Below are 23,191 nucleotides of genomic sequence, written 5' to 3' on the forward strand. Positions count from 1 at the left end.
GTGTGGTCCTGCACCACCTCTAGACCCATCCTCTCCAGCTCCCGCACCAAGGCCTGCACCGCCCCCCTAACCCCATCGGTGATGAGGGGGCTTCCGAAGCGGCTTACGCCCGCGTAGATGCCCTTGGTACTCCCCCGCACCTCCAAGAGCAGGCCCTGGGTGAGGTCCTCCTCCTCCACATGGGTGAGGACATAAAAGCCCTCCTCCCCCCGGGCCACCTCCAAAAAGACCGCCACCCCGCCCGGAACAACCACGGGGGCCTTAACCAAGACCAGCTTTTCCGGAAGATTCCCCTTTAAGAGGGCGTGGGCCACCTGATACCTCCTTATGGGCGGCCAAGGCATGGGATCCTCGGCCACCTTGGTAAAGACCGCATGGAAAAAGGTGCGGCCTGCCTCCTGCCACTTGAGGGCGTACTTGGTGCGGAGATGGGCCTCAGGAGGGTCCTTCACCTCCACCCGGTAGAGCCGGGTTCGTTCCGCCTCCTCCAGGGCGAAGCGAAAATACTCCTCGTGGTCGGTGGTGAGAAGGAGGTCCCCGCCCTCCCCAAGCCGGGTGGAAAGCCTGCGGAAAAAACCCTCCTGCAAAAGGCGCTTCTTCTGGTGGCGCTTTTTGGGCCAGGGGTCGGGGAAGTTGACGATCACCCGCCTAAGGCTTCTCGGTGGAACCAGGTTCCGTAGGGCGAAGGGGCCTTGTCCGTGGTAAAGGCGCACGTTCCCAATCCCCTCCCGCCTCAGGCGCCTATAGGCCCTAAGGACGCTGGCCGCCGAAACCTCGGCCCCCAGGATGAGCCAGTGGGGGTGGGCCTGGGCCAGCTCCGCGGTGAAGCGTCCGTCGCCAAAGCCCACCTCGAGGACCAAAGGCCCCTCCTGGCCAAAGAGGTCCTGGATGCGGGGAGGCCAGGTGGCCAAGGAAGCGGGTCGCACCAACACAAAGGGAGATTATAGGACCTTTTCAAAACCTTTTCACAGGATAGACCCAAGATGGAAGCAGGAGGTTGGGTTATGGCCCTCTTTGGCAATCTCCATTCCGTACCCCTGGAGGAGCTCCTCCAGGTCCTGGCCCAAAAGGAAGGGGCCCTAGAGATTTGGAACGTAAAGGATATTCCCGCCACCACCATCTACCTGAAGCCCAGCCGTATCCGCTCCGTTGACCAAAACGGTAAGCCCCTGGATTCCCTGATGGCCCAAGGCCGTCTTACAAGCCCTGATCCAAGCCCGGCAAGGCAGCTTTGAGTTCATTCCCGGGGCAAAACCCAAGCACCGGCACCGCCTGAACTGGCCTCTGGAGAAGGTCCTTCTCAGCACCGTCACTCTTCAGGACGAGCTGGAACGCTACCGCCCCTACCTCCCCCACCCCCGGGCCATTTTCAAGGCCACCCTTATAGCAAGGAAGCATCTTTCCCAGGAAAGCTTTTTGCAAAAGGCCCTGCCCCACCTGGTGAGGGGGGCTTCCGCAGAAACCTTAGCCAAAGCCCTGGAAATGCCCCTAGACCTGGCGCGGTTTTACCTCTTCCACCTGGAAAGAAAAGGCCTGGTGGAACGCACAGGACAGATGGAAAGTGGCCGGAGTGGCCTCTTGACCTTGATCCTTAAGGGGGTGGGGCTATGAAACCCAGCGCAGCGTTTTCCCCCAAGCGGGTTTTGTTGGTGGATGACGAACCTATCCAGCGCCTTCTCCTCATGCGGGCCCTCGAGCCCCTAGGGGTAGAGGTGCAGGAAGCCCGGAACGGCCAAGAAGCCCTGGATCTTCTTAAGGATGGCCTCCCCCAGGTGGTGCTCACCGATTTGCACATGCCGGTCATGGATGGCTTGGAACTCACCCGCAGGGTCAAGGCCCTTGATCCCCTTCTCCCCGTGATCCTCCTCACCGCCGATGGGGACAAGGAGGTGCGCCTAAGGGGGATAGAAGTCGGGGCCGACGACTTCCTGAACCGCCCCGTGGACCTCACGGAACTCCGGCTCAGGGTGCGGGGGCACCTGGAAAGGCGCCGGCTTCAGGAAAAGCTGGAGGACCTGGAAAGAACCCTCCTGGCCTTGGTGCGGGCAGTGGAGGCCAAGGACGCCTACACCGCCGGCCACGGGGAAAGGGTGGCCCAATACGCCCTTTGGACCGCGGAGGAGCTAGGGGCCAGGAACGGGGAGCTGGAGGACCTGCGAATGGGGGCGCTGCTACACGACGTGGGCAAGATCGCCATCCCCGACCATATCCTGCGGGGCGACTACACGCTCACGGAAAACGAGTGGCGCTTCATCCGACAGCACCCGGTGAAGGGCGATGAGATCATCCAGCCCCTAAGGGCTTACCCTCGCCTAAGGCCGTATGTGCGCTGGCACCATGAGAAGCTGGACGGCTCCGGCTACCCCGATGGCCTTACCGATATCCCCCTCCTGGTCCAGGCCCTCACCGCCGCCGACATCTACGATGCCCTCACCAGCGTGCGCACCTACCGCAAGCTCTTGCGCCCCGAGGAAGCCTTAGGGGTGCTGGAGGAGGAAGCGAGAAAGGGAAGGCTCCACCGGGAGGTGGTGCGGGCCATGAAAAGCGGCCTTATCCGCAACCGAACCCTGCGAACGGCCTAAAGGCCGTACTCCTCCCAACGGGAGTCCACCAGGGCTTGGATGCGGGGGTCCATGCGGATGCGCTCGGGCCAGGTGCGGGTGAAGCCCTCCTCGGGGAACTTACGGGTGCCGTCCAGCACCAAAACCGGGCCCTCCACCCCCTGCATGACCCGGGCATCCCGCTCCGGGTCTATGTTGTTAAGAACGGCCCAAAGGAGCTCCTCAGGGGTCAAGAGGGTGTCGTGGTCCGCCAGGAGAAGAAGGCGGATGCCAGCGCTTTGCGGGGTGTTGAGGAGCCTTTCCGCCAAGGAGAAGGCCTGCCCTGGGCGTTCCTTGCGCAAGGCCACGCCCCAAATCCCCGGCCACTGGCGTTGGTCCTCCACCTCCAGAGGGGGTAGTTCCGCATGCGCCCGGGGTGTGAAGGGCACCTCTCCCCCCTCCTCAGGAAGCTTGCGGGTGCCGTCCAGGACCAGCTTTCCCCCAAAGGCAAAGCCGCGGGAGCTATGGTCTAGGACGTCCATGGGCCCTCTTAGAAGAAGGGTATCCCGGCCAGGTAGGGCATGCTTAAGGGCCTCCTGCAGGGTCCTAAAGCCCGGCTTCACCGGCACGTCCCCGTCCACGGCCACGATCACCTTGGCGAACATCATCTGGCCTAGGCCCAGCATCCCATAGGCCACCTTGTAGGCCTGGCCTGGGTACTCCTTGCGCAGGGCCACGTTCACCCAGTTGTGGGCCACCCCCTCGGGGGGCATGTGGTAGTCCACCACCTCGGGGAGCACCAAGCGCAAGGGGGGCAGGAAAAGCCGCTCGGAGGCCTCTATGAGGTAGGCATCCTCCATGGGGGGCATCCCCACAATGGTGGCGGGGTAGATGGCTCCCCGCCGGTGGGTGATGGCGGTCACGTGAAAACGAGGGTAAAGGTCCACGGGGGTGTAAAAGCCGGTGTGGTCGCCAAAGGGGCCTTCCTCCACCAGGGGCTCTTCCGGGTCAATGTAGCCCTCCAGGACAAACTCCGCCTCGGCAGGCACCGGCAGGTCCACGGTTAGCCCCCGGGCCAGCTCCACTGGGGCTCCCCGCAGAAAGCCCGCCAGGTGGAACTCGCTCACCCCGGGCAAGGGGGGCAAGGGGGCGGTGGCGGCATAGGTGAGGATGGGATCCCCTCCCAAGGCCACGGCCACCTCCAGCTTTTTCCCCTGTTTCCTGGCCTTCTCCAGGTGGCGGCGGCCCACCTTGTGGAGCTGCCAGTGCATGGCGGTGCTCTTCCCGTCCAGGACCTGCATCCGGTACATGCCCACGTTGAGCTCCCCGGTCTCTGGGTCCTTGGTGATCACCAGGGGCAGGGTGAGGAAAGGCCCTCCGTCCAAGGGCCAGCACTTGAGGATGGGAAGGCGGGAAAGGTCCACCGCCTCCCCCTTCAGGACCACTTCCTGGACCGGAGCCCTTCGCACCCACCTGGGGAAAAACCCTTTGAGGAGAGGGAGCTTGGGAAGCAGGCTCAAAAGGGCGGAAAGTCCCCCTTTGCCAGGCTTAAGGGCCAGCAAGGCTTCCACCTTGGCCGCAAGCTGGTCCAGGTCCTCCACCCCCAAGGCCAAGGCGGTGCGCTCCCGGGTGCCAAAGAGGCCGATGGCCACGGGGAAGTCCTTACCCACCACCCTTTCAAAAAGAAGGGCTGGCCCCCCCGCCTTCACCATGCGGTCCGCGATCTCGGTGATCTCCAGTTCGCTGGAAACGGGTACCCTGATGCGCTTAAGCTCCCCCCTCTTTTCCAGGGACAGGAGGTAGGCCTCGAGGTTCCTAAACACCCCCAAGCTTACCCAAAGGGGAAAAGCCGTGAGGATTGCCGCCTACACTTCCAGCACCAGGTGCTCCAGCCGGTGGGACCTTGGGGTGCCGTGGACCAGGATGGCCTCGAGCCTCACTGGGAGATCGTCCCGGCCCAAAAGGTGGTGGGCGCTTTTCAGCAGGCGCTCCACCTTCCTCGGGGTAATGGCCTCCAAAGGGCCTCCAAACGCCCCCGAGCCACGTTGCTTCACCTCCACCACCACATACACCCCGTCCTTCTCCATGAAGAGGTCCACCTCGCCAAAAGGGGTGCGGCGGTTGCGCCCAAGAAGCCGGTACCCCCGTTCAAGAAGATAGGAAAGCGCCAAGTCCTCGGCCCAACCTCCCCTCATCTACCCCCTCCAGATGGGGTTTCCTTCCGTACCGGCGCGAGGCCAAAACGGCTTCAAGGCGTCCACTCCTGAAAGAGCTCCCCGTCCAGGTAAAGCCGAAAGAGGACCTTCCCCACCACCTGGTAGGTGCCCGTAACCCGTAAGCCCTCCTGCCCTTCCCCCTCGTAGACCAGGTGCTCCCCCCGGTCGTCTACAAACACCAGGCGCACCTGGCGCCCCTCCGCCTCCGGGGGGAGGTTCAGGTCTAGGGAGACGGTACGCACCTCGGGCTCCTTAGGGGGTGGGGGGTTCAAGGCCCCCACCCGCACCTCTCCCCTCACCGCCACCCTTAGGCGCACCCCGCTTCCCGGGGGCATGGGGGTACCGGGGGCCGGCTCCTGGGCCAAAACCGTGCCGGGGGGAGCACCGGAGGGCACCTCTTCCACCTGGACCTGCAGGCCCATGGCGTTCAGGAGGAAAAGGGCCTCCTTTTGGTCCAAGCCCGTGAGCTGGGGCAGGGGCACGGTGGGACCCAGGGAAGCCCCTCGGGAGACCAGAAGGCGCACCGTGGCCCCAGGGGGCAAGGGGGTGCCAGGAGGCGGATCGCTGGCCAGCACCGTGCCCAAGGGCTCGGGGCTTTCCACCTGGGCCACCCCAGCCAGGCGGTACCCCAGCTCGGAAAGCCGGGCCTCGGCCTCCTCCTGGCGAAGCCCCTTCAGCTCGGGCAAGGGATTCAGCCGGGCCTGGTTAAGGGTAAGGCGCACGGTGCGCCCGGCCCGAAGGCGGGTACCCGGTGGGGGCTCCTGGGCCAGCACCACCTCCTTGGGCTTGGCGGGGTCGTTACCCTCTTCCACCTCCAGCCTAAGCCCCGTATCCTTCAGGAGGAGAAAGGCCTCCCGGGCGGTTTTGCCCACCAGGTCCGGCACGGCGTACTCCGGGGGGTTGAAGTAGCGGTAAACCCCTTGGGAAAAAAGCCATAGCCCCAGGAGGAAGAGGAGAAGGCCCGGGGCCACCCCCAGAAGAAAGCCAGGCCGAAGGCGGGAAGCGGACCGGGCCAAGGCCCGCCGGGCAGGCCCTAGGGGCCAGGGGGATAGGTAGGCCACCCCTTCCTCGGCCATAGCCAGGTGCTCCGGGCCGAATCCCAAGGGAGCCAGGGCCTCGAGGGCAGCCCGGGGCGGCGCTTTCCGGGCCAAGGGACGCTCGGGGAAAAAGGCGTAGTAGCGCCCAGGCTTGGCGGAAACCACCGCCTCCACAAGCCCAAGCTCCTCTAAGCGTTTGATGGCCGCCCGGTACCGGTAAAAGCGCTCCTTGTCCTCGGGGGTGTGCACTTGAAAGAAGAAAACCACCCCGCCCTCCACCCGATAAAGGACGATCCCCTCCTTTTCCTCGAGGGTTTCCAGCACCGGGTAGCGGTCATCCAGAAGCATGCGTGCCCGATTATACTCCCCCAAGAGAACCCCCAAACCCCTATACTCTAGGTGGTATGTGGGATGTTCTCGTGGTGGGTGGTGGTCCTTCTGGTCTTTCTGCGGCCCTTTTCCTGGCCCGAGCCGGGCTTAAAGTCTTGGTGTTGGACGGCGGGCACTCCAAGATCCGGCAGGTGAGCCGGGTGCCCAACTACCCGGGCCTTTTGGATGAGCCCTCTGGGGAAGAGCTGTTGGAAAGGCTAAAGGAGCACGCCCGCCGCTACGGGGCCGAGATCCGCAAAGGGGTGGTCAAAGGGGTGCGGGACCTGGGAGGGGTCTTTGAGGTGGAAACCGAGGAGGGCGTGGTGGAAGCCGAACGGCTTCTTCTTTGCACCCATAAGGACCCCACCCTGCCCTCCCTCCTAGGCCTAACCCGAAAGGGCGTCTACATTGACACCGACGAGATGGGGCGCACCAGCTACCCCCGGGTCTACGCCGCTGGGGTGGCCCGGGGTAAGGTGCCGGGGCACGCCATTGTGAGCGCAGGGGACGGGGCCTATGTGGCCGTGCACCTCATCTCCGACCTGCGGGGAGAACCCTACAAGGACCACGCCACCTGAAACCGAGGCTCCACCTCCAAGATGGCCTCCAGGAAAGGGCCTTCCCGGGGCCCCCACCCTGGCGCAAGCCAGGGTGGGGCCGTCTCATACCGGCCTACCCGCCATCATGAAGCTGGCCGTCATGCCCCCATCCACCACCAGGATGGCCCCGGTGATGAAGCTGGCCTTCTCCGAGGCCAGGAAGAGCACCGCCTCCGCCACCTCTTCCGGCTGGCCCAACCTTCTTAGGGCATGCAGGTCCTCCCAGTCCCTTTGGGTCTTCTCTGGGTCCTCGGAAAGGGCGATGGCCTCCAGCACCGCTTCCGTGGCGATGGCCCCTGGGGCCACGGCGTTCACCCGGATGCCCAGAGGGGCCAGGTCCAAGGCCAAGGACCGGGTGAGGTTGACCAGCCCCCCCTTGGAAGCGTTATAAGCGGCGTTTTCCTGCTCGGCAAAGAGCCCCTGGACGCTGGCCACGTTCACGATGGCCCCCCTACCCACCTTGGCCATCTCCTTGGCCGCCAGGGCGGAAAGGTGCATGGGGGCGGTGAGGTTGACCTCCAACACCTTTCGCCACTGGGGAAGCTTCACGGTAAGGGCCGATCCCGGGGCGCCCGTGGCGGCGTTATTCACCAACACGTCCACCCGCCCCAAGGCCCGGGCCGCCTCCTCCACGAAACGCACCCGGTCCCTCTCCTCGGCCAGATCCGCCTGCACGAAAAAGCCCCCCACCTCCTCCGCCACCTCCCGCCCCTCAGGCCGTAAGTCGCAAAGAGCCACCAAAGCCCCCTCCCGGGCAAAGGCCCGGGCGATGGCCCGGCCTATGCCCCGGGCAGCTCCTGTTACCAAAACCCCCTTCCCCTCAAAAAGCCCCATGCCCCTAGCTTACGAGGCCCGGGTCCAGGGCCTCAGCCACCCTTTCCTTGGGCAGGCTCCCCTGCACCACCTCCTTCCCCCCGCCCTTGGCTCCCAAGGCTTTGAGCCTTCCCAAAACCGCCTGCCGACCTGGGCCAAGGGCGGCAAAGCGCCCTTCGGAGGAGAGGAGCAAAAAGGTCCTGTCGCCCCAGGAGAGGAGTTTCTTGGCCAGGTCTCCCAAAACGGCAGCGGGCACCAGGAGCACCCCTTCGGCCAAGGCCCGGGGCAAGAGAGCCTCCACCAAGGCCTCTTTAAGCTCCAGGTTCTCCCCCTTTAGGGCATAAAGCTCCTCCTGAAGCTTGCGCACGGGCTTCTCCAGCTCCAAGGGGCTGGTGGAGAAGGAAAGGGCCAGGCGGGAAAGGAGGGCGTGCTTGGCGTGGTAGTCCTCCAAGGCCTCCCAGCCGGCCATAAAGTAGACCCGGCTTCCCCCTTTGTACCGCTCCCACTTGAGTACCTTAATAGGCCCGGCCTGGGCGCTGGTCCTGAGGTGGGTGCCCCCGCAGGCCGCCAGGTCAAAATCCCCGATCCTAACCAGGCGCACCCTGCCCTGCACCTTGGGCGGCCGCCTTAAGGGGTAGCGGCCCAGTTCCTCCTGGGAAACCCAGAAGGCTTCTATGGGATAGTCGGCGTACACGGCGAAGTTAGCCAGGGCCTCGGCCTCTTGGACCTTGGCGTCTTGGGCTTCCTCCTCGAGGTCCACCGTAGAGATAGGGCTATCCAGGCTCACGGCCACCGTGTGATATCCCCCGGCCCGCAAAAGGGCCTGGGAGAGGATGTGCTGGGCGGTGTGGCGCTGCATGTGACGAAAGCGCCTATTCCAGTCAATCTCCCCCTCCACCTCCACCCCCTCGGGGATGGGAGCCGCCATGCGGTGCACCACCTCCCCAAAGGCCTTGGCCTCCTCAAAAACGTGCTCCACCCGCACCTCGCCAAAATCCCCCCTCAAGACCCCCGTATCCGCAGGCTGCCCCCCGGACTCGGGGTAAAAAAGGGTCTCGGAAAGCACGGCATAGTGGCCCTTCGCGTCGCTCCAAGCCCGTACCACCCGTGCCCGAAAGCGAGTGGCGTAGCTATCCTCCTGGTAAAGCCTCATGCCCTTTAGGATAAGGTGGATGGTGCCCTTGGACTTTGAGGAATGGGCAAGATGGCGCTCCCAAGCCCGGCACACCCTGGCCTCCGGTTGGCAGGACCTGAAGGAGGGGGATTACGACTGGGCCAGCTTTAAGGCCCATCAGGCAGCGGAGTTCGCCCTTAAGGGCCTTTTACGGGGGCTGGGCGGCCCGCCTTCGGACACGCCCTTATCCGCCTGCTCCAGGCCTTAAAGGAGGCAGGCCTTGAGGTCCTCGAGGCCTTGGAAGAAGGGGCGCGAGCCCTAGACGCCCACTACATTCCCGCCTGGTATCCCGATGCCTATCCCGAAGGAAGCCCCCACGAGTACTACACGCAAGCCCGGGCTGCGGAAGCCTTAAGAGCCGCCGAGGACATCCTGAAATGGGCAGAGGAGGCTTGGCATGGCTTCAGAGGCCCTTAAACTGCGAATGGCAGCCTGGGAGGCCCTCCTGGAAGAGGCCAGGACCTATGCCCAAAGGGTGCGGGAAGCTTTGGGAGAAGCCCGGGTTTACCTCTACGGCTCCGTGGCCCGGGGAAGCTTCAACCTGGAAAGCGACATAGACCTCTTGGTGGTCTCCCCCCATCTGCCCAAGGACCCTTTGGAACGCTTCCTCCTTCTCCAAAGCCTGAACCTGGGCCGGGTGGAGGCCAAGGGCCTGACCCCTGAGGAGCTCGCCCAACAAAAGGCCAAGGGGGCCTTGTGGTGGCTGGAAGGAGCCTTGGAGCTGTAAGGCTGCCCCAAAGGGGCCCTTTGCGAGCAGAATGAATCTGGGGAACCAGGCGATATGGGAAGGGAAAGGCTGGACAAGGTCCTTGCCCGCCTGGGCCTAGGAAGCCGCAAGGAGGTGGCCCGCCTGGTGCGAAGCGGCCAGGTGCAGGTGGGGGGCCAGGTGGTCCAGGACCCTGCCTTTCCCGTACCCCCAGGGGCGCGGCTCGAGGTGAACGGCCAATCCCTAGCGCTGCGGCGCCATCACCATATCCTCTTGCATAAGCCGGCAGGGTACATCACCAGCCGTACGGAAGGCCCTTCGGTCTATGCCCTCCTGGAGGGCTTTCCCACCCGGGACCTCTCCCCGGTGGGCCGCCTGGACAAGGACACGGAAGGCCTCCTCCTCTTCACCACCCACGGCGAACTCCTCCACCGCCTCACCCACCCCCGGCACAAGGTGGAAAAGCGCTACCTGGTCCACCTGGAACGCCCGGCCACCTGGGAGGACCAGAAGGCCTTCAGCCAAGGGCTTCTTTTGGATGGGGAACAGCTCCTCCCGGCAGAACTCACCTGGCAGGAGGACCCCACCTGGGTGGAGCTGGTCCTAAGGGAAGGCCGCTTCCACCAGGTGAAGCGCATGTTCCAGGCCCGGGGCAACCGGGTCCTCTACCTGAAGCGGCTCTCCTTAGGCCCCCTCACCCTGGGCGACCTGCCCAAGGGCCAGGCCCGCTACCTGAGCCCGGAGGAAGAGGTAGCCCTATACCAGGCGGTAGGTCTTTTTACAAAGCCTTGACAAGCAACCTGCTAGCATGGCCTCCATGCTCCGTCGCTTCACGTGGGCCCTCGCCCTCGGGCTGGCCCTGGCCCAAGGGGGGAGCGATTCCCCTCCCATCCAAGCCATCCTGGTCCTGGAAGAGGACGCCGTAGAGGAGGGCATCCTGCGAACCTATGTGGGAAGCCGGTCCTACGCCATCCGTTCGGAGGAGGAACTAAAGGCCCTCCTAAGGGAACTCCGCCGGGAACCCAGACCCCCTAGGTTTATCCTGCAGGGTGGCCGCTGGCGAGGGGTAGAGAAGAAGGGGATCTCCTTTGATGAGGCCCAAGCTTTGGCCGCCTACCGGGAAGCCCTGAGGGGGGGGCGCAAAAGCTTCCGCCTCCCTGCCCGTTACACCTCACCAAGCCCAAGCCTGAAGGACCTCTACGCCCTGGGGGTGCGGGAACACCTGGCCACAGGGGAAACGGATTTTCGGGGTTCCAGCCGGGAGCGGGCCCATAACCTGCTCCTAGCCTCCAGCAAGCTGGACGGTCTCCTCATCCCCCCGGGAACCTTCTCTTTAAACCAAGCCTTGGGGCCCATCACGGAAGAAGAAGGCTACAAAGAGGCCTTTGTCATCGTGGGCGATCGCACGGAGCAAGGGGTGGGCGGCGGGGTCTGCCAGGTATCCACCACCTTGTTCCGCGCCTTTTTCTTGGCGGGGCTTCCCATCCTGGAGCGCCACGCCCACAGCTACCAGGTGGCCTACTACAAGCCCCCGGGTCTGGATGCCGCGGTGATCCAACCCTACAAGGATTTAAAGGTGTTGAACGACACTCCAGGCCATATCCTGGTGCAACGCTCCGTCCAGGGCACCACCCTCCGTTTCCACCTCTTTGGCACCAAAGACCGGGAGGTGCGCTGGGAAGGCCCCTTCATTTCCGACAAGAAACCACCCCTCCCCCCAAAGGAGATCCCGGACCCCTCCCTACCCCCCGGCGTGCGCAAGCAGGTGGACTTTGCCGCCGAAGGTGCCCGGGTGGAGGTGAGGCGCACGGTGCGCTATAGGGATGGCCGGGTTCGGGAGGACAAGGTGGTCAGCGTCTACCGCCCCTGGGGAGCGGTCTACCTGGTGGGGCCTAAACCAGCTCCAAAAGCACCACCCGCTCCACCGGCACCAAGCGGTGGGGCTCCGTAACCCGGGCAGCCTCCCCCCTTTTCAGGTGCAAGTACCGGCCTTGGGGTAGGTCAATGACCAGCTCCCCCTCGAGGACCAGATAAAAGCCCCCTTTCTCCCGGCCCTCTTCCTGGGTTAGGGGGTAGCCCTGCACGGGCACCCCGGGCACCTCCACCCTTCCCTCCCGCGCCAAACGCAGGAAATGCACCTTGAAGCTCTCCATCGGGTAGCCACCTCCTGCCCGCCAGGCTACCGCTTGAGCTTGGCCCGGCCCTTAGAGGCCTTGGTTCCCTTGCCGGCCGAGGGGGTCTTAGGGGCGGGGATCAACTTGGGGTCATGCTGGGGACAAGAGGGGTTTAAGCAAGCCCCTTCCCCCTTTTTGGCCAAAGGCCAGCCACAGGCGGGACAGCTTTGCTCCAACAAGGGATAGAAGCTTAAAAAGCCACAGGCGTTGTTCTCGCACTTGTAGTAGGGTTTTCCCCGCCGGCTTCGCTTCTCCAAAACTTGGCTCCCACATTTAGGGCAGGCATGACCCGTGGGCTCCCCGTCGTCCCGGGTGTAGTCGCATTCCGGATACCCCGAGCAGGCAATAAAGCTCCCGTAACGGCCTTCCCTGCGCACCAGGGGCTTTCCGCATTTAGGGCAGGCCTCCCCAATGGGCTCCGCTTCCTTTTTCTTTTCCAAAGGCTCGGTATACGTGCATTCAGGATAGCCCGTACACCCCAGAAACTGCCCATAGCGGCTTACCTTTAGCTCCAAAGGCCTTCCGCACTGGGGGCAGGTCTTCTTGGGCACCCGGGAAAGCTCCCCCAAGAAGGGCTCGTAAAACTCCCAGACCACTTTAGGCCAAGGAACCTTCCCCTCCTCCACCTGATCCAGCCCGTCCTCCATGCGGGCGGTAAACTCGTAGGCCACCACCTGGGGAAAGCGCTCCTTAAGGTAATGGGTCACCTGGCGGCCCAAAGGGGTGGGCAGGAGGGTGCGCCCCTTGCGCACCGTATACCCCCGCTTCTCCAAGGTTTCCAGGGTGGGGGCATAGGTGGAAGGGCGGCCAATGCCCAGTTCCTCCATGGTCTTCACTAAGGTGGCATCGGTGTAGCGGGGTGGGGGTTCGGTGAAGTGCTGCTTGGGTACCAGCTGGACGGGCTCCGCCTTCTCCCCCTCGGCCACCTCAGGCAGGACAGAGGCTTCCTCTTGCCTACGCAAATCTGTTTGCCCTTCGGGCAAAGCATCCTGATCTTCCCCCGGCACCTCAGAGGAGGTGGCCTCCCGCCCCCAGGCCTTTAGGTACCCCTCAAACTGCAAAACCGAACCCGAGGCCCGGAAGGTAAAGCGAGGGGTTTCCCCCTCATCCTGCAACAGGACCACCGTCTGCTCATAGAGGGCATCCCCCATCTGGCTGGCCACAAAGCGCCGCCAGATGAGGTCATAAAGGCGGTACTCCTCCTCGGAAAGGTACTTCCTCACGCTTTCTGGCGTACGCCTGGCATCGGTGGGCCGGATGGCCTCGTGGGCGTCCTGTACCCCCTCCTTGCGGTTGCGATAGATCCTAGGGGCCTCCGGCAGGTACCCGGACCCAAACATTTGCCGTATGACTTCCCGCGCCACCTGCAAAGCCTCCGGGGACACCCGCACCGAATCCGTGCGCATATAGGTGATGAGGCCCACCGTGCCCTCGGGAAGATCCACACCCTCATACAGGCGCTGGGCGACGCGCATGGTGCGGCTTGCCGTGTAGCCCAGGCGGCTGCTGGCTGCCTGTTGCAGGGTGGAGGTGGTGAAAGGGGGCGGGGGGGATTTGCGCCGCTCCTTGGTCTCCACCCGGGCCACGCGGTAGGCCTTTGCCCAAGCCTCCTCAGCCAGGACCCTGGCCTGGGCCTCACCCGCCAGGTGAAGCTTCCCCTCCTTCTCCCCCTGGCCAGCCCAAAGCCGCCTGCCCTCCACCTCGTAGAGGCTGGCGGAAAGCATCCTGTCCTGGCCCAGGGTGAAAACCCCCTCCAAGGTCCAGTACTCCTCCGGGCGGAAGGCCTCTATCTCCTCCTCCCGCTCCACCAGAAGCCGCAGGGCCACGCTCTGAACCCGGCCAGCGGAAAGGGCCCGCTTGCGGAACTCCAGGGAAAGAAGAGGGGAAAGGTTGTAGCCCACCAGCCGGTCCAGCACCCGCCGGGCTTGCTGGGCATCCACCAGGTTCTGGTCAATGGGCCTCGGGTTTTGCACCGCCTGCCGCACCACCTTGGGGGTGATCTCGTGGAACTCCACCCTCAAAGGCTCCCCAGGATCACGCCCCAAAAGCCTCGCCACATGCCAGCCAATCGCCTCCCCTTCCCGGTCGGGGTCCGTGGCGATGAGGAGGCGCTTTCCCTTTGCCGCCCGCTTTAAGGCCTCCACCACCGGCTTTTTATCCTTCTTCACCTCGTAGGCGGGAGCGAAGTCCCGCTCCACATCCACCCCAAGCTCCCTTTCCGGCAGATCGGCCACGTGCCCCAGGCTGGCCCGCACCTCATAACCTGGACCCAGCATCTTCTGGATGCTCTTGGCCTTGGCGGGAGACTCCACCACCACCAAGGTGGCAGCCTGGGAAGAAGCCTCTTGAGGCTCCTTCTGCAAGGGGCCTTTGGTCTTGGAAGGGCTCACCCCTTTCGCCCTCGGCATCGCCCCCCATTTAGGGGCCTTTGGCGTTGCTTGTCAAGACGGAAACCCCAGAAGGCCTAGACCATCCCGCCTTGGCGCTCCATTAGCCCTCCAGTCCCAAAGTGTTTGCACGAATAGGCAAGCCTGACCAAAATGCCATGGTGGGGCTTTCGCAAGGCTTTCACAGCAGGCTCATAGCCTGGTTCTCGGGAGGTGGATATGAACGGAAAAACCCTGTTACTCAAGGCCTTCTTTAGCCTGGGCCTCCTTCCCCTACACCTTTACCGTGGGTAGCGCCTGGCCTAGGGAAGCCGATGGTGGCCTCAGGGCCTGTGCCCTAGAGGTCCGGGCCCTGGCCCCCGCAGGCGAGCCAAGCGGAGCCATGGACATCGCCCTCCTGGAAGCCCGCCTCACCTGGGCCTATAACGCCAGCGTCCAAGAACCCGACACCCTCACGGACACCCTGCAGGTGACCGGTGGAGAGGTGCGCCTGGACAAGCGGGTGCGCAACGTCTCCCAAAACACCCCCTTCGGCACCACCGCCCAGGGCAAGCCCAATGAGGTCCTGGAGTACTGCATCGCCTACCGCAACCTGGGCACCCAGCCCGTCAGCAACTTCACCCTCTCTGACCCCGTGCCCTTCTTCACCGATGCCCTCACCGCCGTGGCCGGCTACGGGGGCCAGGCCATCCGCTGCACCCATGGAACCACCACCCAGTACCTCACCGCCCAAAGTGGAGACGATGCCGGAGAGATCGCCAGCGGCCTCGTAAGGGTGGCCGTGGGCACCGTGGGGCCAGGGGAGATGGGAGAGGTGTGTTACCGGGTGAGGATCCGCTAGGCCCCTACCCTTCCCCGGGGTTCTTCCCTTGAGGAAGAGAAACCCCAGGATGGCTCCGGGGAAGGAGCCTCCTCTCCCAGGCCGCCTCCAAAAGCTCCTCCCGGAAATCGGGGTGGGCAATATGGATAAGGGCCATGGCCCTCTCCCGTAAGGAACGGCCAAAGAGCTCGGCCACGCCCCACTCGGTGACCACGTAGTGCACATCGGCCCGGGTGGTGACCACCCCCGCTCCTGGCCGAAGGTAGGGGACGATGCGGCTATGCCCTTTGGCGGTGGAGGGAAGGGCGATGATGGGCTTGCCCCCTTCGCTCCTGGCCGCCCCGCGGATAAAGTCCAGCTGGCCGCCAAAGCCGGAGTAGATGCGGGTGCCGATGGAATCCGCCACCACCTGTCCCGTGAGGTCCACCTCGATGGCGGAGTTGATGGCCACCATTTTGCGGTTTTGCGCCACCACAAAGGGGTCGTTCACGTAGTCGGCGGGGTGGAGCTCAAAAAGGGGGTTGTCGTGGACGAAGCGGTAAAGCCTTTCCGAGCCCAGGACAAAGGTGCCGATCACCTTGCCGGGGTGGAGGGTTTTCTTGGCCCCGGTGATGAGGCCCTTTTCAAAGGCCTCCAATACCCCATCCGAGATCATCTCCGTGTGGACCCCCAGGTCGCGCCGGCCCTCCAAGCTGGCCAAGACGGCATCGGGAATGGCGCCGATGCCCAGCTGCAGGGTGGCCCCGTCCTCTATAAGACTCGCCACGTGCTCCCCAATCCTCCGCTCCACCTCGCCAAACCCCTCCCGCCTCAGCTCGGGCAAGGGCCAGTCCAACTCCACGATGGCGGTGAAGCGGGAGACGTGGACGAAGGTATCCCCCAGGGTCCTGGGCATGCGGGGGTTCACCATGGCGATCACCAGGGGGGCGGCCTCGAGGGCCGCCTTGGTGGCGATCACCTCCACCCCTAGGGAGCAAAACCCGTGCTCATCGGGCGGGGAGACCTGGACGATGGCGGCATCCAGGGGCAGGATGCGCCTTTTGAAAAGCCAAGGCACCTGGTGGAGCATGACGGGAACGTAATCGGCCCGGCCCTCGTTCACCGCCTCCCGGTCGGCAGGCCCCACAAAGAGGGAACGGCGGCGGAAATGCCCCTCCATCTCGGGGAGGCCGAAGGGATCCTCCCCCATCTGGAGGAGGTGCACCAGCTCCACGTTCTCCAGCTCGTCCTTACGGGAGGCCAAGGCCTTCAAGATGGGGGTAGGGGTAGCGGCGTTCCCGGAGACGAAGACCCGCATGCCCGACCGGATGAGGGTTACGGCATCTTCCGGAGAAGTCAGCTTCTTGCGGTAGCTCATTCCAGGTGCCCTCCTTTCTGGCCCAAGAGGAGGTAGGCCCCTTGCCGGAGCTCGGGCACCCTCAAGGGGTCGTCCTCCACCTCCAGGAGGAAGGGCAAAAGGGTGGCGGTGAGGGCGTGGCTGGCGGTGCGGGGAACCAGGGCAGGGACGTTGGGGAGGCAGAAGTGGGTGATGCCCATCTCCTGGTACACCCCCACCCGGCTGGTTTCCGCAATCCCCCCCTGGTCAATGGCGAAGTCCAGGAGCACGGCCCCCGGGCGCATGCGGGAAAGCAGGGCCCGGCTTAGGAGGAGGGGGGCCCTTTCCCCCGGTACCGCCACCGCCCCCACCAGGACATCGGCGAAGGCCACGTACCGCTCCAAGCGGGTCTGGGTGATGAGGGCCGTGACCGCCCCTTTGGCCTCCTTGGAGGCTTCCTCCAGGGCATAAAGCTCCTTATCCAAGAGGTAGACCGAGGCCCCCACCCCCAAGAAGGCCCGGGCCGCCGCCCTCCCCAAAACCCCCGCCCCCAGGATGACCACATCCGCAGGGGGAATCCCGGGTAGGCCGGAAAGGAGGATGCCGGGGCCCAGGGGGGCTTCCAGGAGCCTCCCCGCAATCTGGGGGGCCAGGCGGCCGGCGATCTCGCTCATGGCCTTGAGCACGGGGCGCCTGTCCCCTTGGCCCACCAGTTCGTAGCCGATGGCGGTAAGGCCCTTTTCCGCCATGGCCTCCACCAGGCCCGATTCCGCCACCGCCAGGTGCAGGAAGGCCATGACCGTGGCCCCGGGGCGGAGGAGGGCCAGCTCCTCGAGGGTGGGCCTTCCCACCTTCAAGACCACCTCCCCCCGGCCAAAGGCCTCCTCCCGGCTCACCAGCCGGGCCCCAGCCTCCTCGTAAAGGGCATCGGCAAAACCGGCCCGCTCCCCGGCCCCCCGCTCCACAAAGACCCGGTGGCCCCGGCCCACCAACTCCCGCACCCCTTGGGGAGTGAGGGCCACCCGGCCTTCCCGCACCTCCCCGAAGGGGGGTTGGGTCTTGACCACGCCCTGTTCCTTGGGTAGGCCAAACTCCATACCCGCCTCCTCGCCTTGAGCTTAAAGGGGAAGCGGAGGGCGGATGTCCCTTTTCCTTCTCATGGAATCCCATCCTAGGCTTGTTTTGTGGATGCCTTCGCCGACTGGCTCTTCGTGGTCCTTTGGGGAGCGGGGGTGCTCTTAACCTTGGTGCCCTTTGTCCCCGCCACCTTGCTCATCCTGGCCGCCGCCCTGCTCCATGAAGCCCTGGTGGGCTTCCGGGAGCTCTCCCTGGGGGTGTGGCTGGCCTTGGGGGCCTTGGCCCTTTTGGCCATGACCTTGGACAACGTGGCCACCCTCCTAGGAGCCCGGCGTTATGGGGCCAGCCGGGCCGGGCTTTGGGGAGCGTTTTTGGGGGGCATTCTGGGCCTTTTCCTTGGGGTTTTAGGAGTGCTGGTCTTGCCCTTCCTCCTGGCCTGGCTCTTTGAGTATCTTTCGGGAAGAAGGATAGAGGAGGCCCTAAGGGCCGCCTGGGGAACCCTGGTGGGCCTCATGGGCGGCGTGGTGGCCAAGGTGCTGGTGCATGTGGCCATGGGGCTTTTGGTCATCCGGTCCATCTTCCACGGCTAGGGTATGCTTTCTTCCATGGACCTGGTTTTCGTCACCCGTGAGGGGTGCGGGCTTTGCGAAAAAGCAGAAAGGGCCCTTTGGACCCTAGGGATTCCCTATGTGCGCCGGGACGTGGACCAAGACCCGGAGCTCTTCCGCCTCTACACCTTCCGGGTCCCCGTGCTTCTCCTAGGGGACAGGGTGCTTTTAGAAGGGATTTTTGACGAGAGATCCCTACGGGAGCTGGCGGAAAGGCTCCAAAGAGGGGGTGGGGCATGAACCCCACCATGATTCAGGTGGGCCCTTTGCGCATCCAGTGGTATGGTTTCCTCCTTACCCTGGCCATCTTCATCGGCTTTGAGCTGGCCAAGCGCAGGCTTAGGGCCTGGGGGCTGGATGCGGAAAGGTTTGAAACCGTGGCCTTCTGGGGGGTGGTATGGGGGGTGGTGGGGGCGAGGCTAGGCTATGTGCTCACCTCCCCCGGCCCCTTCCTGCAAAACCCCTTGGAGATTCTCTACATCTGGCACGGGGGGCTCTCCTTCCACGGGGCCATCCTGGGTGGGGCCTTGGCCTTCCTCTACTTCCACAGGAAGAAGGGCTACCCCCTTTGGCCCTACCTGGACGCCGCCACGCCCGGCGTGGCCCTGGGCATCATCGCCGGCAGGATCGGGAACCTCATGAATGGCTCGGACACCGTGGGCCGCCTCACCTCCTTGCCCCTCGGCTTCACCTGGCCGGAGTGGGCCAAGGGGTTTCCCGGAATCTGCCCCGGCATTGAGGATATCTCCCAGGTCTATCGGTGTGACGAGCTCCTCCGGGGCCCCGTGCACCTTACCCAGATCTACGGGGCCTTGGTGGGCCTTATCCTCCTCCCCCTCTCCTACCTTTGGCTTCGCAAAAAGCCCTTCTATGGGTATGCCTTTTGGAACTTTATCCTTTGGTACAGCGTGCTGCGCTCGGTTTTGGAGGAGCCTTTCCGCCTGAATCCCTTGTGGCTTCCCGTCTACCGGAACGATGAACTGGGCATCGGTCTTTTCACCGCCACCCAGGTGGTGAGCCTCCCCCTCATCCTCCTCTCCTGGTACATGCTCCGCCGGCTGGGAAGGGGATCTGGTTAAGATAACCCCATGGTTCCTCCCCGCAAGGATTCCCTCAAGTGGAGCACCTACCCGGAAGACGTCCTGCCCCTATGGGTGGCGGATATGGACTTCCCCGTGGCCGAGCCCATCCGCCAGGCCATAGGGGAAAGGGCCCAGGGGTTTTTGGGCTACCCCCCCCGGGAAGGGGACGGGGAGCTTAGGGCCCTCATTCTGGAGAGGGCAGGCCTGGAGGGAGAAGTAGCCTTTATGCCGGGCGTGGTGGTGGGGCTCTATGCCGCCGTGGCCGCCTTCACCGCCCCGGGGCAAGGGGTCTTGACCCAGGTCCCCATCTATCCCCCTTTCCTGGCCGCCATCCGGGAGCAAAGGCGCACGGTCCTGGCCAACCCCTTACGGGAGACGGAGGCCGGGTACCGGCTGGACCTTCAGGGCCTGGAGCGCCTGGCCTACGCCAGCCGGCTCCTCCTCTTCTGCCATCCGCAAAACCCCACGGGAAGGGTCTTTGGGGAGGAGGAGCTTGCCGCTTTGGCCGCCATCGCCCGCAGGCACGACCTCATCGTGGTCTCCGACGAGCTCCACGCCCCCCTCACCTACGAGAGGGGCCACGTGCCCTTGGCCCGCTTCCTCCCCGAGCGCACCCTAACCCTTTTGGGCCCCGGGAAGGCCTACAACCTGGCCGGACTGCCCATGGGGGCGGCGGTAGGCCCGAAGCCCCTGGTGGAGGCCTTGAGGCGCCACCTCCCCCACACCTTCCCCAACGTGCTGGCCATGGCCGCCTGGAAGGCGGCCCTAAGGGAAGGGGAGGCCTGGCTTGGGGAGACCCTGGCCCGGCTTAGGGCGAACCGCGACCGGGTGGCGGCCTGGGCCAAGGAGGTGGGTCTTGGTCACTTTCCCCCAGAAGGAACCTACTTAGCCTGGCTCAAGACCCCCATCCCTAAGGCAGGGGCCTTTTTCCTCAAGGAGGCCCGGGTGGCCTTGAACCCCGGGGAGAACTTCGGGGAAGGGTACGACCGCTACGTGCGCCTCAACTTCGCCACCTACCCCGAGGTCCTGGAGGAGGCCCTAAAGCGCTTGGAAGGTGCTTTAAAAAAGGCCTAACCCCTGGAGAACCCCCAGGGGTTAGGCAGGACCAAGGCCTAGTGGACCACCTCAATGGGGATCCGCTTGGCCCGGGCCTCGGCCACCTTGGGCAGGGTGAGGCGCAAGACGCCATGGCGGAACTCCGCCTTGGCCTGGGAGGCATCCACCTCCACGGGAAGGGTGAAGGTGCGCACGAAGGAGCCATGGGGGATCTCCTGCAGGTAGTAACGGCGCACCTTGGCCTCCTCCGCGGGCTTCACCTGGCCCCTGATGGTGAGCTTGCTGCTCTCGAGGCTCACCTCGAGGTCCTCCGGGGCCAGGCCCGGCACCACCATCTCCAGGACCAAGGCCTCGTCGGTCTCGTAGAGGTCCGCGGGCGCCATGTGGGTGGCCACGGGCCGGGCAAAGTCCCCCAAGACCTCCTCAAAGAGCCGGTTGGCCTCCTCCAGGAGGGAGAAAGGACCCCAGGTGCGGAAGGGGGTGATCTCCATGGGCCGTGCATCCCTGCGAACCAGGGCCATACCTATCACCTCCTGCTTCACTTATATCACTTGCACCTTAGTTTGTCAAGTATCCTTATCCTCTAGCGCCTACCCATGCGCCCCCTATAATCAGGGGCATGGAGATCCCTCCCGAAGCCGTCCTGGTGGATACCCGTCCCCGGGCCGCCTACGAGGCCGGGCACCTACCGGGTGCCCGCCACCTGGACCTTTCCGCCCCCAGGCTTCGCCTGCGGGAAGAGGCGGAGCTGAAAGCCTTGGAAGCGGGCCTAACGGAGCTTTTCCAGGAACTGGGGCTCAAAAGCCCCGTGGTCCTCTACGACGAGGGCCTCACCAGCCGCCTTTGCCGCACCGCCTTTTTCCTGGGGCTTGGAGGCTTAGAGGTGGAGCTTTGGACCGAGGGCTGGGAGGCCCACGCCACCGAGCGGGAAGAGCCCAAACCTGAGCGCTCGGATACCATAGCCCGCCTCCGGCGGGACTGGCTCCTCACCGCGGACGAGGCCGCGAGGCACCCCCTCCTCTTGGACGTGCGTAGCCCCGAGGAACACCAGGGCAAGGTCCACCCCCCTTGCTGCCCCCGGGGAGGACGCATCCCCGGAAGCCGGAACGCCCCCCTGGGGCTTTTTCTGGAGCCGGACAAGGTGCTAAAGCGGCTCGGCCTGGAGCCGGGGCAGGAGGTGGGGCTTTACTGCCACTCCGGGGCCCGGAGCGCCGTGGCCTTCTTCGTGCTGAGGAGCCTCGGGGTCAGGGCCCGGAACTACCTGGGCTCCATGCACGAGTGGCTCCAGGAGGGGCTTCCCACCGAGCCATGAGGGTGTACCGGCTAAGCGTGGGCCCCCTGGAGGCCAACGCCTACCTGGTGGCGGGGAAGGAGGGTGCCGTGCTCCTGGACCCCGGGGACGAAGCGGAAAGGATCCTGGCCCTCCTGGAGTCCACGGGGTTAACGCCCCAGGCCATCCTCCTCACCCACGCCCACTTTGACCACCTGGGGGCCGTGGCCCCCTTGGTGGAGGCCCTGTCCCTACCCGTCTTCCTCCACCCCCTGGACCTTCCCCTTTACCAAAAGGCCCAGGAGATGGCGGCCCTCTTTGGCCTCTCCATCCCCAAGCCTCCCCTACCCGTGGAACCCTTGGCCGAGGGCATGTCCCTTTTTGGCCTTAAGGTCTGGCACCTTCCCGGCCATAGCCCCGGGCACGTGGCCTTCCTCCATCTGGAAGCCTCCCAGTCCCCTATGGTCTTCTCCGGGGACCTCCTCTTCCGGGGAAGCATCGGCCGCTACGACCTTCCGGGGGCAAACCGGGAGGACCTTTTCCGCTCCCTAAAGCGCCTCCTCACCCTGCCCCCCAAGACGGAGGTCTACCCAGGGCACGGGCCCCCCACCACTTTGGCCCTCGAGGGCAAGACCAACCCCTTCCTCCTAGGGTTAGAATGGGAAGCGTGAACGGGGCGGATGCTCCCCACAGGGGACAGCTTGAGGCGCTTAAGGCTCTTTACAGCCTTCAGGAAAAGGACCTGGAGATAGACCGATTGCAAAAGGAGGCGGAAACCCTTCCACAAGACCTCGTGGCGGTGAAAGCCCAGGTGGAGGCCCTGGAAAGCCGGCTCGCGGACCTCCTGGAGCGCCAGGCAGAGCTTCGCAAGGAGTACAACCGCCACAGCCTGGACATTGAGGACCTCACCGCCAAGGAGAAGCAGGCGGAGGCCGAGCAACGCCAGGCCCAAAGCGCCCGCGAGCAGACCCAGTACGAGAACCGCATCCAGCAGATCAAGGACCGCATCAAAGAGCTCCTGGAGCTTTCCACCCCCATCATGGAGGCCATGGAGAACCTGGAAGGCGAGATCCAGGAGGTGGAAGCCGAGCTCGCCGCCTTAAAGCCCCGCCTGGAAGAACTCTTGGAGGCCAACCGGGTACGGGTGGAGGCCCTAAGGGCGGAAATCGCCCTCAGGCTAGAGGAACGTTCCCTCATGGCCCAGGCCATCCCTGCCCCCGTCCTGAAGGAGTACGAGGCCATCCGCCGGGCCCGCAAGGGCACCGGCATCGCCCGCATGCTCCGCCAAGGCCAGGTTTTCCGCTGCGAGGGGTGCAACGTGGTCCTGCCCACCCACGTGGCCCAGAAGGTAGTCCAGGGGCAGCTGGTGCGCTGCCCCTCTTGCGGCCGGCTCCTGTGGAAAGGGGAGGGCTAGACCAGGCGGGCCTCGAGGGTGATCTCCTTCACCGCCCCCAGGGCCCGGGAAACCGGGCATCCCTCCTTGGCCGCCTGGGCGATCTCCTGGAACCTCTCCGGGGTTATCCCCGGCACCTCCGCCTCGGTAACGAGGTCAATGCGGGTGATGGTGGCCTTTCCCTCCACCATCTCCAGGTGCACCCGGGCCTCCGTGGAAACCCGCTTGGGGGTGAAGCCCTCCCGCTCCAAGGAGGCCGCCAAGGCCATGGAGAAGCAGCCCGCATGGGCGGCGGCGATGAGCTCCTCGGGGTTGGTCCCCGGCCCCTCCTCAAACCTGGAGGGGAAGGAATAGGGCCCCTCAAAGGCCTGGCTTTGCAGCTTCATTAGACCCTGACCGTTACGCAAACCGCCTTCCCATATCGCATTGGCCTTTCTTACCGGCATAGCTTTACCTCCGGTTCCAGGATACCCCTCACCCGCACAACCGCCGGGTGAGGCAAGGCACCTTCTACCCCTATCCCTTGCGGTTTGACGAAGGGGCTTAAGCGGAAGC

At 64.7% G+C, this 23,191-nt stretch carries 27 protein-coding genes and 1 pseudogene; 16 read left to right on the forward strand and 12 right to left on the reverse strand.

Translation table 11 applies throughout. From position 1 onward, the window contains the following. Nucleotides 1-932 (reverse strand): tRNA (guanosine(46)-N7)-methyltransferase TrmB (trmB, locus tag L0D18_RS08220; protein WP_243028398.1); only part of this gene is annotated, 932 nt, incomplete at its 3' end. Between the two features lie 72 nt (nucleotides 933-1,004). Here trmB and L0D18_RS08225 point away from each other — a divergent pair. From L0D18_RS08225 to L0D18_RS08235, 3 genes are all read left to right on the forward strand, one after another. Then, nucleotides 1,005-1,235, forward strand: coding sequence for a hypothetical protein (locus L0D18_RS08225; protein WP_243028399.1), 231 nt, complete (start codon nucleotides 1,005-1,007; stop codon nucleotides 1,233-1,235). 205 nt (nucleotides 1,236-1,440) lie between these two features. Then, on the forward strand, nucleotides 1,441-1,611 hold the full coding sequence (locus tag L0D18_RS08230; protein ID WP_243028400.1) for a hypothetical protein: 171 nt from the start codon (nucleotides 1,441-1,443) through the stop codon (nucleotides 1,609-1,611). Further along, nucleotides 1,608-2,582 (forward strand): HD-GYP domain-containing protein, encoded by a 975-nt coding sequence (locus L0D18_RS08235; RefSeq protein WP_243028401.1) that lies wholly within the window; start codon nucleotides 1,608-1,610, stop codon nucleotides 2,580-2,582. Before L0D18_RS08230 ends, L0D18_RS08235 begins: the two co-directional genes overlap by 4 nt. Here the strand turns inward: L0D18_RS08235 and L0D18_RS08240 are convergent. Genes L0D18_RS08240 through L0D18_RS08250 form a run of 3 tightly spaced genes read right to left on the reverse strand, consistent with a single transcriptional unit; the run spans nucleotide 2,579 to nucleotide 6,141 of the window. Continuing rightward, nucleotides 2,579-4,363, reverse strand: a complete 1,785-nt coding sequence (locus L0D18_RS08240) for a menaquinone biosynthesis decarboxylase (protein WP_243028477.1) — start codon at nucleotides 4,361-4,363, stop codon at nucleotides 2,579-2,581. The genes L0D18_RS08235 and L0D18_RS08240 overlap by 4 nt on opposite strands. Before the next feature lie 42 nt (nucleotides 4,364-4,405). Further along, nucleotides 4,406-4,735, reverse strand: a complete 330-nt coding sequence (locus L0D18_RS08245) for a YraN family protein (protein ID WP_243028402.1) — start codon at nucleotides 4,733-4,735, stop codon at nucleotides 4,406-4,408. A 53-nt stretch (nucleotides 4,736-4,788) separates the two neighbouring features. Next, nucleotides 4,789-6,141 (reverse strand): PASTA domain-containing protein, encoded by a 1,353-nt coding sequence (locus L0D18_RS08250; RefSeq protein ID WP_243028403.1) that lies wholly within the window; start codon nucleotides 6,139-6,141, stop codon nucleotides 4,789-4,791. A gap of 56 nt (nucleotides 6,142-6,197) precedes the next feature. On the opposite strand from L0D18_RS08250, the gene L0D18_RS08255 reads away from it, so the two are divergent. Beyond that, a complete protein-coding gene (locus L0D18_RS08255) occupies nucleotides 6,198-6,740 on the forward strand; it encodes an NAD(P)/FAD-dependent oxidoreductase (protein WP_243028404.1) in 543 nt (180 codons plus the stop codon). An 84-nt stretch (nucleotides 6,741-6,824) separates the two neighbouring features. Here the strand turns inward: L0D18_RS08255 and L0D18_RS08260 are convergent, their stop codons facing one another. Further along, nucleotides 6,825-7,595: an SDR family NAD(P)-dependent oxidoreductase gene (locus L0D18_RS08260; RefSeq protein ID WP_243028405.1), complete on the reverse strand. Its 771-nt coding sequence runs from the start codon at nucleotides 7,593-7,595 to the stop codon at nucleotides 6,825-6,827. A 4-nt stretch (nucleotides 7,596-7,599) separates the two neighbouring features. Further along, a complete protein-coding gene (locus tag L0D18_RS08265; RefSeq protein WP_243028406.1) occupies nucleotides 7,600-8,727 on the reverse strand; it encodes an alanyl-tRNA editing protein in 1,128 nt (375 codons plus the stop codon). 19 nt (nucleotides 8,728-8,746) lie between these two features. On the opposite strand from L0D18_RS08265, the pseudogene L0D18_RS08270 reads away from it, so the two are divergent. From L0D18_RS08270 to L0D18_RS08285, 4 genes and pseudogenes are all read left to right on the forward strand, one after another. Next, a pseudogene (locus tag L0D18_RS08270) lies at nucleotides 8,747-9,165 on the forward strand (HEPN domain-containing protein). Nucleotides 9,166-9,172: 7 nt separating this feature from the next. Next, entirely contained in the window at nucleotides 9,173-9,475 is a 303-nt protein-coding gene (locus tag L0D18_RS08275) for a nucleotidyltransferase domain-containing protein (protein ID WP_243028407.1), read from the forward strand. Nucleotides 9,476-9,529: 54 nt separating this feature from the next. After that, on the forward strand, nucleotides 9,530-10,246 hold the full coding sequence (locus L0D18_RS08280; RefSeq protein ID WP_243028408.1) for a pseudouridine synthase: 717 nt from the start codon (nucleotides 9,530-9,532) through the stop codon (nucleotides 10,244-10,246). A gap of 25 nt (nucleotides 10,247-10,271) precedes the next feature. Beyond that, nucleotides 10,272-11,405, forward strand: coding sequence for a VanW family protein (locus tag L0D18_RS08285; protein ID WP_243028409.1), 1,134 nt, complete (start codon nucleotides 10,272-10,274; stop codon nucleotides 11,403-11,405). Here the strand turns inward: L0D18_RS08285 and L0D18_RS08290 are convergent. Beyond that, nucleotides 11,347-11,607, reverse strand: coding sequence for a hypothetical protein (locus L0D18_RS08290; protein WP_243028410.1), 261 nt, complete (start codon nucleotides 11,605-11,607; stop codon nucleotides 11,347-11,349). The two genes, L0D18_RS08285 and L0D18_RS08290, sit on opposite strands and share 59 nt — an antisense overlap. 26 nt (nucleotides 11,608-11,633) lie before the next feature. Next, a complete protein-coding gene (gene topA / locus L0D18_RS08295) occupies nucleotides 11,634-13,904 on the reverse strand; it encodes a type I DNA topoisomerase (RefSeq protein WP_243028478.1) in 2,271 nt (756 codons plus the stop codon). A gap of 397 nt (nucleotides 13,905-14,301) precedes the next feature. Between topA and L0D18_RS08300 the strand changes: the two genes are divergently transcribed. Further along, nucleotides 14,302-14,856, forward strand: coding sequence for a hypothetical protein (locus tag L0D18_RS08300; RefSeq protein WP_243028411.1), 555 nt, complete (start codon nucleotides 14,302-14,304; stop codon nucleotides 14,854-14,856). A 4-nt stretch (nucleotides 14,857-14,860) separates the two neighbouring features. Here the strand turns inward: L0D18_RS08300 and L0D18_RS08305 are convergent, their stop codons facing one another. Together L0D18_RS08305 and L0D18_RS08310 are read right to left on the reverse strand one after the other, a co-directional pair. Further along, the gene (locus L0D18_RS08305) at nucleotides 14,861-16,192 is read right to left on the reverse strand and encodes an acetyl-CoA hydrolase/transferase family protein (RefSeq protein WP_243028412.1); all 1,332 of its coding nucleotides are present in this window, start codon (nucleotides 16,190-16,192) and stop codon (nucleotides 14,861-14,863) included. Next, on the reverse strand, nucleotides 16,189-17,247 hold the full coding sequence (locus L0D18_RS08310) for an alanine dehydrogenase (RefSeq protein ID WP_243028413.1): 1,059 nt from the start codon (nucleotides 17,245-17,247) through the stop codon (nucleotides 16,189-16,191). Before L0D18_RS08310 ends, L0D18_RS08305 begins: the two co-directional genes overlap by 4 nt. Before the next feature lie 87 nt (nucleotides 17,248-17,334). Here L0D18_RS08310 and L0D18_RS08315 point away from each other — a divergent pair, with 87 nt between their 5' ends. The 4 genes from L0D18_RS08315 to L0D18_RS08330 are packed head-to-tail and all read left to right on the forward strand — an operon-like array spanning nucleotide 17,335 to nucleotide 19,991. Further along, complete coding sequence (locus L0D18_RS08315) at nucleotides 17,335-17,817, forward strand: DUF456 domain-containing protein (protein ID WP_243028414.1); 483 nt, start codon at nucleotides 17,335-17,337, stop codon at nucleotides 17,815-17,817. A 3-nt stretch (nucleotides 17,818-17,820) separates the two neighbouring features. Then, nucleotides 17,821-18,075 (forward strand): glutaredoxin family protein, encoded by a 255-nt coding sequence (locus tag L0D18_RS08320; RefSeq protein WP_243028415.1) that lies wholly within the window; start codon nucleotides 17,821-17,823, stop codon nucleotides 18,073-18,075. Nucleotides 18,076-18,083: 8 nt separating this feature from the next. Further along, nucleotides 18,084-18,914: a prolipoprotein diacylglyceryl transferase gene (gene lgt / locus L0D18_RS08325; RefSeq protein WP_243028479.1), complete on the forward strand. Its 831-nt coding sequence runs from the start codon at nucleotides 18,084-18,086 to the stop codon at nucleotides 18,912-18,914. A gap of 9 nt (nucleotides 18,915-18,923) precedes the next feature. Then, a complete protein-coding gene (locus tag L0D18_RS08330) occupies nucleotides 18,924-19,991 on the forward strand; it encodes a cystathionine beta-lyase (RefSeq protein WP_243028416.1) in 1,068 nt (355 codons plus the stop codon). 38 nt (nucleotides 19,992-20,029) lie between these two features. On the opposite strand, the gene L0D18_RS08335 is transcribed toward L0D18_RS08330, so the two are convergent. Further along, nucleotides 20,030-20,494 (reverse strand): Hsp20/alpha crystallin family protein, encoded by a 465-nt coding sequence (locus L0D18_RS08335; protein WP_243028417.1) that lies wholly within the window; start codon nucleotides 20,492-20,494, stop codon nucleotides 20,030-20,032. A 98-nt stretch (nucleotides 20,495-20,592) separates the two neighbouring features. Between L0D18_RS08335 and L0D18_RS08340 the strand changes: the two genes are divergently transcribed. From L0D18_RS08340 to L0D18_RS08350, 3 genes are read left to right on the forward strand one after another with little or no spacing between them, the layout of a single operon-like run. Next, nucleotides 20,593-21,285, forward strand: coding sequence for a sulfurtransferase (locus L0D18_RS08340; RefSeq protein ID WP_243028418.1), 693 nt, complete (start codon nucleotides 20,593-20,595; stop codon nucleotides 21,283-21,285). Next, nucleotides 21,282-21,914 (forward strand): MBL fold metallo-hydrolase, encoded by a 633-nt coding sequence (locus L0D18_RS08345; RefSeq protein ID WP_243028419.1) that lies wholly within the window; start codon nucleotides 21,282-21,284, stop codon nucleotides 21,912-21,914. The genes L0D18_RS08340 and L0D18_RS08345 overlap by 4 nt, the downstream gene beginning before the upstream one ends. Then, complete coding sequence (locus tag L0D18_RS08350) at nucleotides 21,902-22,657, forward strand: zinc ribbon domain-containing protein (protein WP_243028420.1); 756 nt, start codon at nucleotides 21,902-21,904, stop codon at nucleotides 22,655-22,657. The genes L0D18_RS08345 and L0D18_RS08350 overlap by 13 nt, the downstream gene beginning before the upstream one ends. Here the strand turns inward: L0D18_RS08350 and L0D18_RS08355 are convergent. Next, nucleotides 22,654-23,082 (reverse strand): OsmC family protein, encoded by a 429-nt coding sequence (locus L0D18_RS08355; RefSeq protein WP_243028421.1) that lies wholly within the window; start codon nucleotides 23,080-23,082, stop codon nucleotides 22,654-22,656. The genes L0D18_RS08350 and L0D18_RS08355 overlap by 4 nt on opposite strands. Nucleotides 23,083-23,191 lie beyond the last annotated feature (109 nt).

The sequence above is a fragment of the Thermus albus genome (assembly GCF_022760855.1).
GTDB classification, from domain to species: Bacteria; Deinococcota; Deinococci; order Deinococcales; family Thermaceae; genus Thermus; species Thermus albus.

Excerpts from the sequence above, each read along its gene's own strand:
- L0D18_RS08225 (WP_243028399.1), top strand. The coding sequence starts at position 1,005 with ATGGCCCTCTTTGGCAATCTCCATTCCGTACCCCTGGAGGAGCTCCTC.
- L0D18_RS08235 (WP_243028401.1), top strand. The coding sequence starts at position 1,608 with ATGAAACCCAGCGCAGCGTTTTCCCCCAAGCGGGTTTTGTTGGTGGAT.
- L0D18_RS08245 (WP_243028402.1), bottom strand. The coding sequence starts at position 4,735 with ATGAGGGGAGGTTGGGCCGAGGACTTGGCGCTTTCCTATCTTCTTGAA.
- L0D18_RS08250 (WP_243028403.1), bottom strand. The coding sequence starts at position 6,141 with ATGCTTCTGGATGACCGCTACCCGGTGCTGGAAACCCTCGAGGAAAAG.
- L0D18_RS08255 (WP_243028404.1), top strand. The coding sequence starts at position 6,198 with ATGTGGGATGTTCTCGTGGTGGGTGGTGGTCCTTCTGGTCTTTCTGCG.
- L0D18_RS08260 (WP_243028405.1), bottom strand. The coding sequence starts at position 7,595 with ATGGGGCTTTTTGAGGGGAAGGGGGTTTTGGTAACAGGAGCTGCCCGG.
- L0D18_RS08265 (WP_243028406.1), bottom strand. The coding sequence starts at position 8,727 with ATGAGGCTTTACCAGGAGGATAGCTACGCCACTCGCTTTCGGGCACGG.
- L0D18_RS08275 (WP_243028407.1), top strand. The coding sequence starts at position 9,173 with ATGGCAGCCTGGGAGGCCCTCCTGGAAGAGGCCAGGACCTATGCCCAA.
- L0D18_RS08280 (WP_243028408.1), top strand. The coding sequence starts at position 9,530 with ATGGGAAGGGAAAGGCTGGACAAGGTCCTTGCCCGCCTGGGCCTAGGA.
- L0D18_RS08285 (WP_243028409.1), top strand. The coding sequence starts at position 10,272 with ATGCTCCGTCGCTTCACGTGGGCCCTCGCCCTCGGGCTGGCCCTGGCC.
- L0D18_RS08290 (WP_243028410.1), bottom strand. The coding sequence starts at position 11,607 with ATGGAGAGCTTCAAGGTGCATTTCCTGCGTTTGGCGCGGGAGGGAAGG.
- topA (WP_243028478.1), bottom strand. The coding sequence starts at position 13,904 with ATGCTGGGTCCAGGTTATGAGGTGCGGGCCAGCCTGGGGCACGTGGCC.
- L0D18_RS08305 (WP_243028412.1), bottom strand. The coding sequence starts at position 16,192 with ATGAGCTACCGCAAGAAGCTGACTTCTCCGGAAGATGCCGTAACCCTC.
- L0D18_RS08310 (WP_243028413.1), bottom strand. The coding sequence starts at position 17,247 with ATGGAGTTTGGCCTACCCAAGGAACAGGGCGTGGTCAAGACCCAACCC.
- L0D18_RS08320 (WP_243028415.1), top strand. The coding sequence starts at position 17,821 with ATGCTTTCTTCCATGGACCTGGTTTTCGTCACCCGTGAGGGGTGCGGG.
- lgt (WP_243028479.1), top strand. The coding sequence starts at position 18,084 with ATGATTCAGGTGGGCCCTTTGCGCATCCAGTGGTATGGTTTCCTCCTT.
- L0D18_RS08330 (WP_243028416.1), top strand. The coding sequence starts at position 18,924 with ATGGTTCCTCCCCGCAAGGATTCCCTCAAGTGGAGCACCTACCCGGAA.
- L0D18_RS08335 (WP_243028417.1), bottom strand. The coding sequence starts at position 20,494 with ATGGCCCTGGTTCGCAGGGATGCACGGCCCATGGAGATCACCCCCTTC.
- L0D18_RS08340 (WP_243028418.1), top strand. The coding sequence starts at position 20,593 with ATGGAGATCCCTCCCGAAGCCGTCCTGGTGGATACCCGTCCCCGGGCC.
- L0D18_RS08345 (WP_243028419.1), top strand. The coding sequence starts at position 21,282 with ATGAGGGTGTACCGGCTAAGCGTGGGCCCCCTGGAGGCCAACGCCTAC.
- L0D18_RS08350 (WP_243028420.1), top strand. The coding sequence starts at position 21,902 with ATGGGAAGCGTGAACGGGGCGGATGCTCCCCACAGGGGACAGCTTGAG.
- L0D18_RS08355 (WP_243028421.1), bottom strand. The coding sequence starts at position 23,082 with ATGCCGGTAAGAAAGGCCAATGCGATATGGGAAGGCGGTTTGCGTAAC.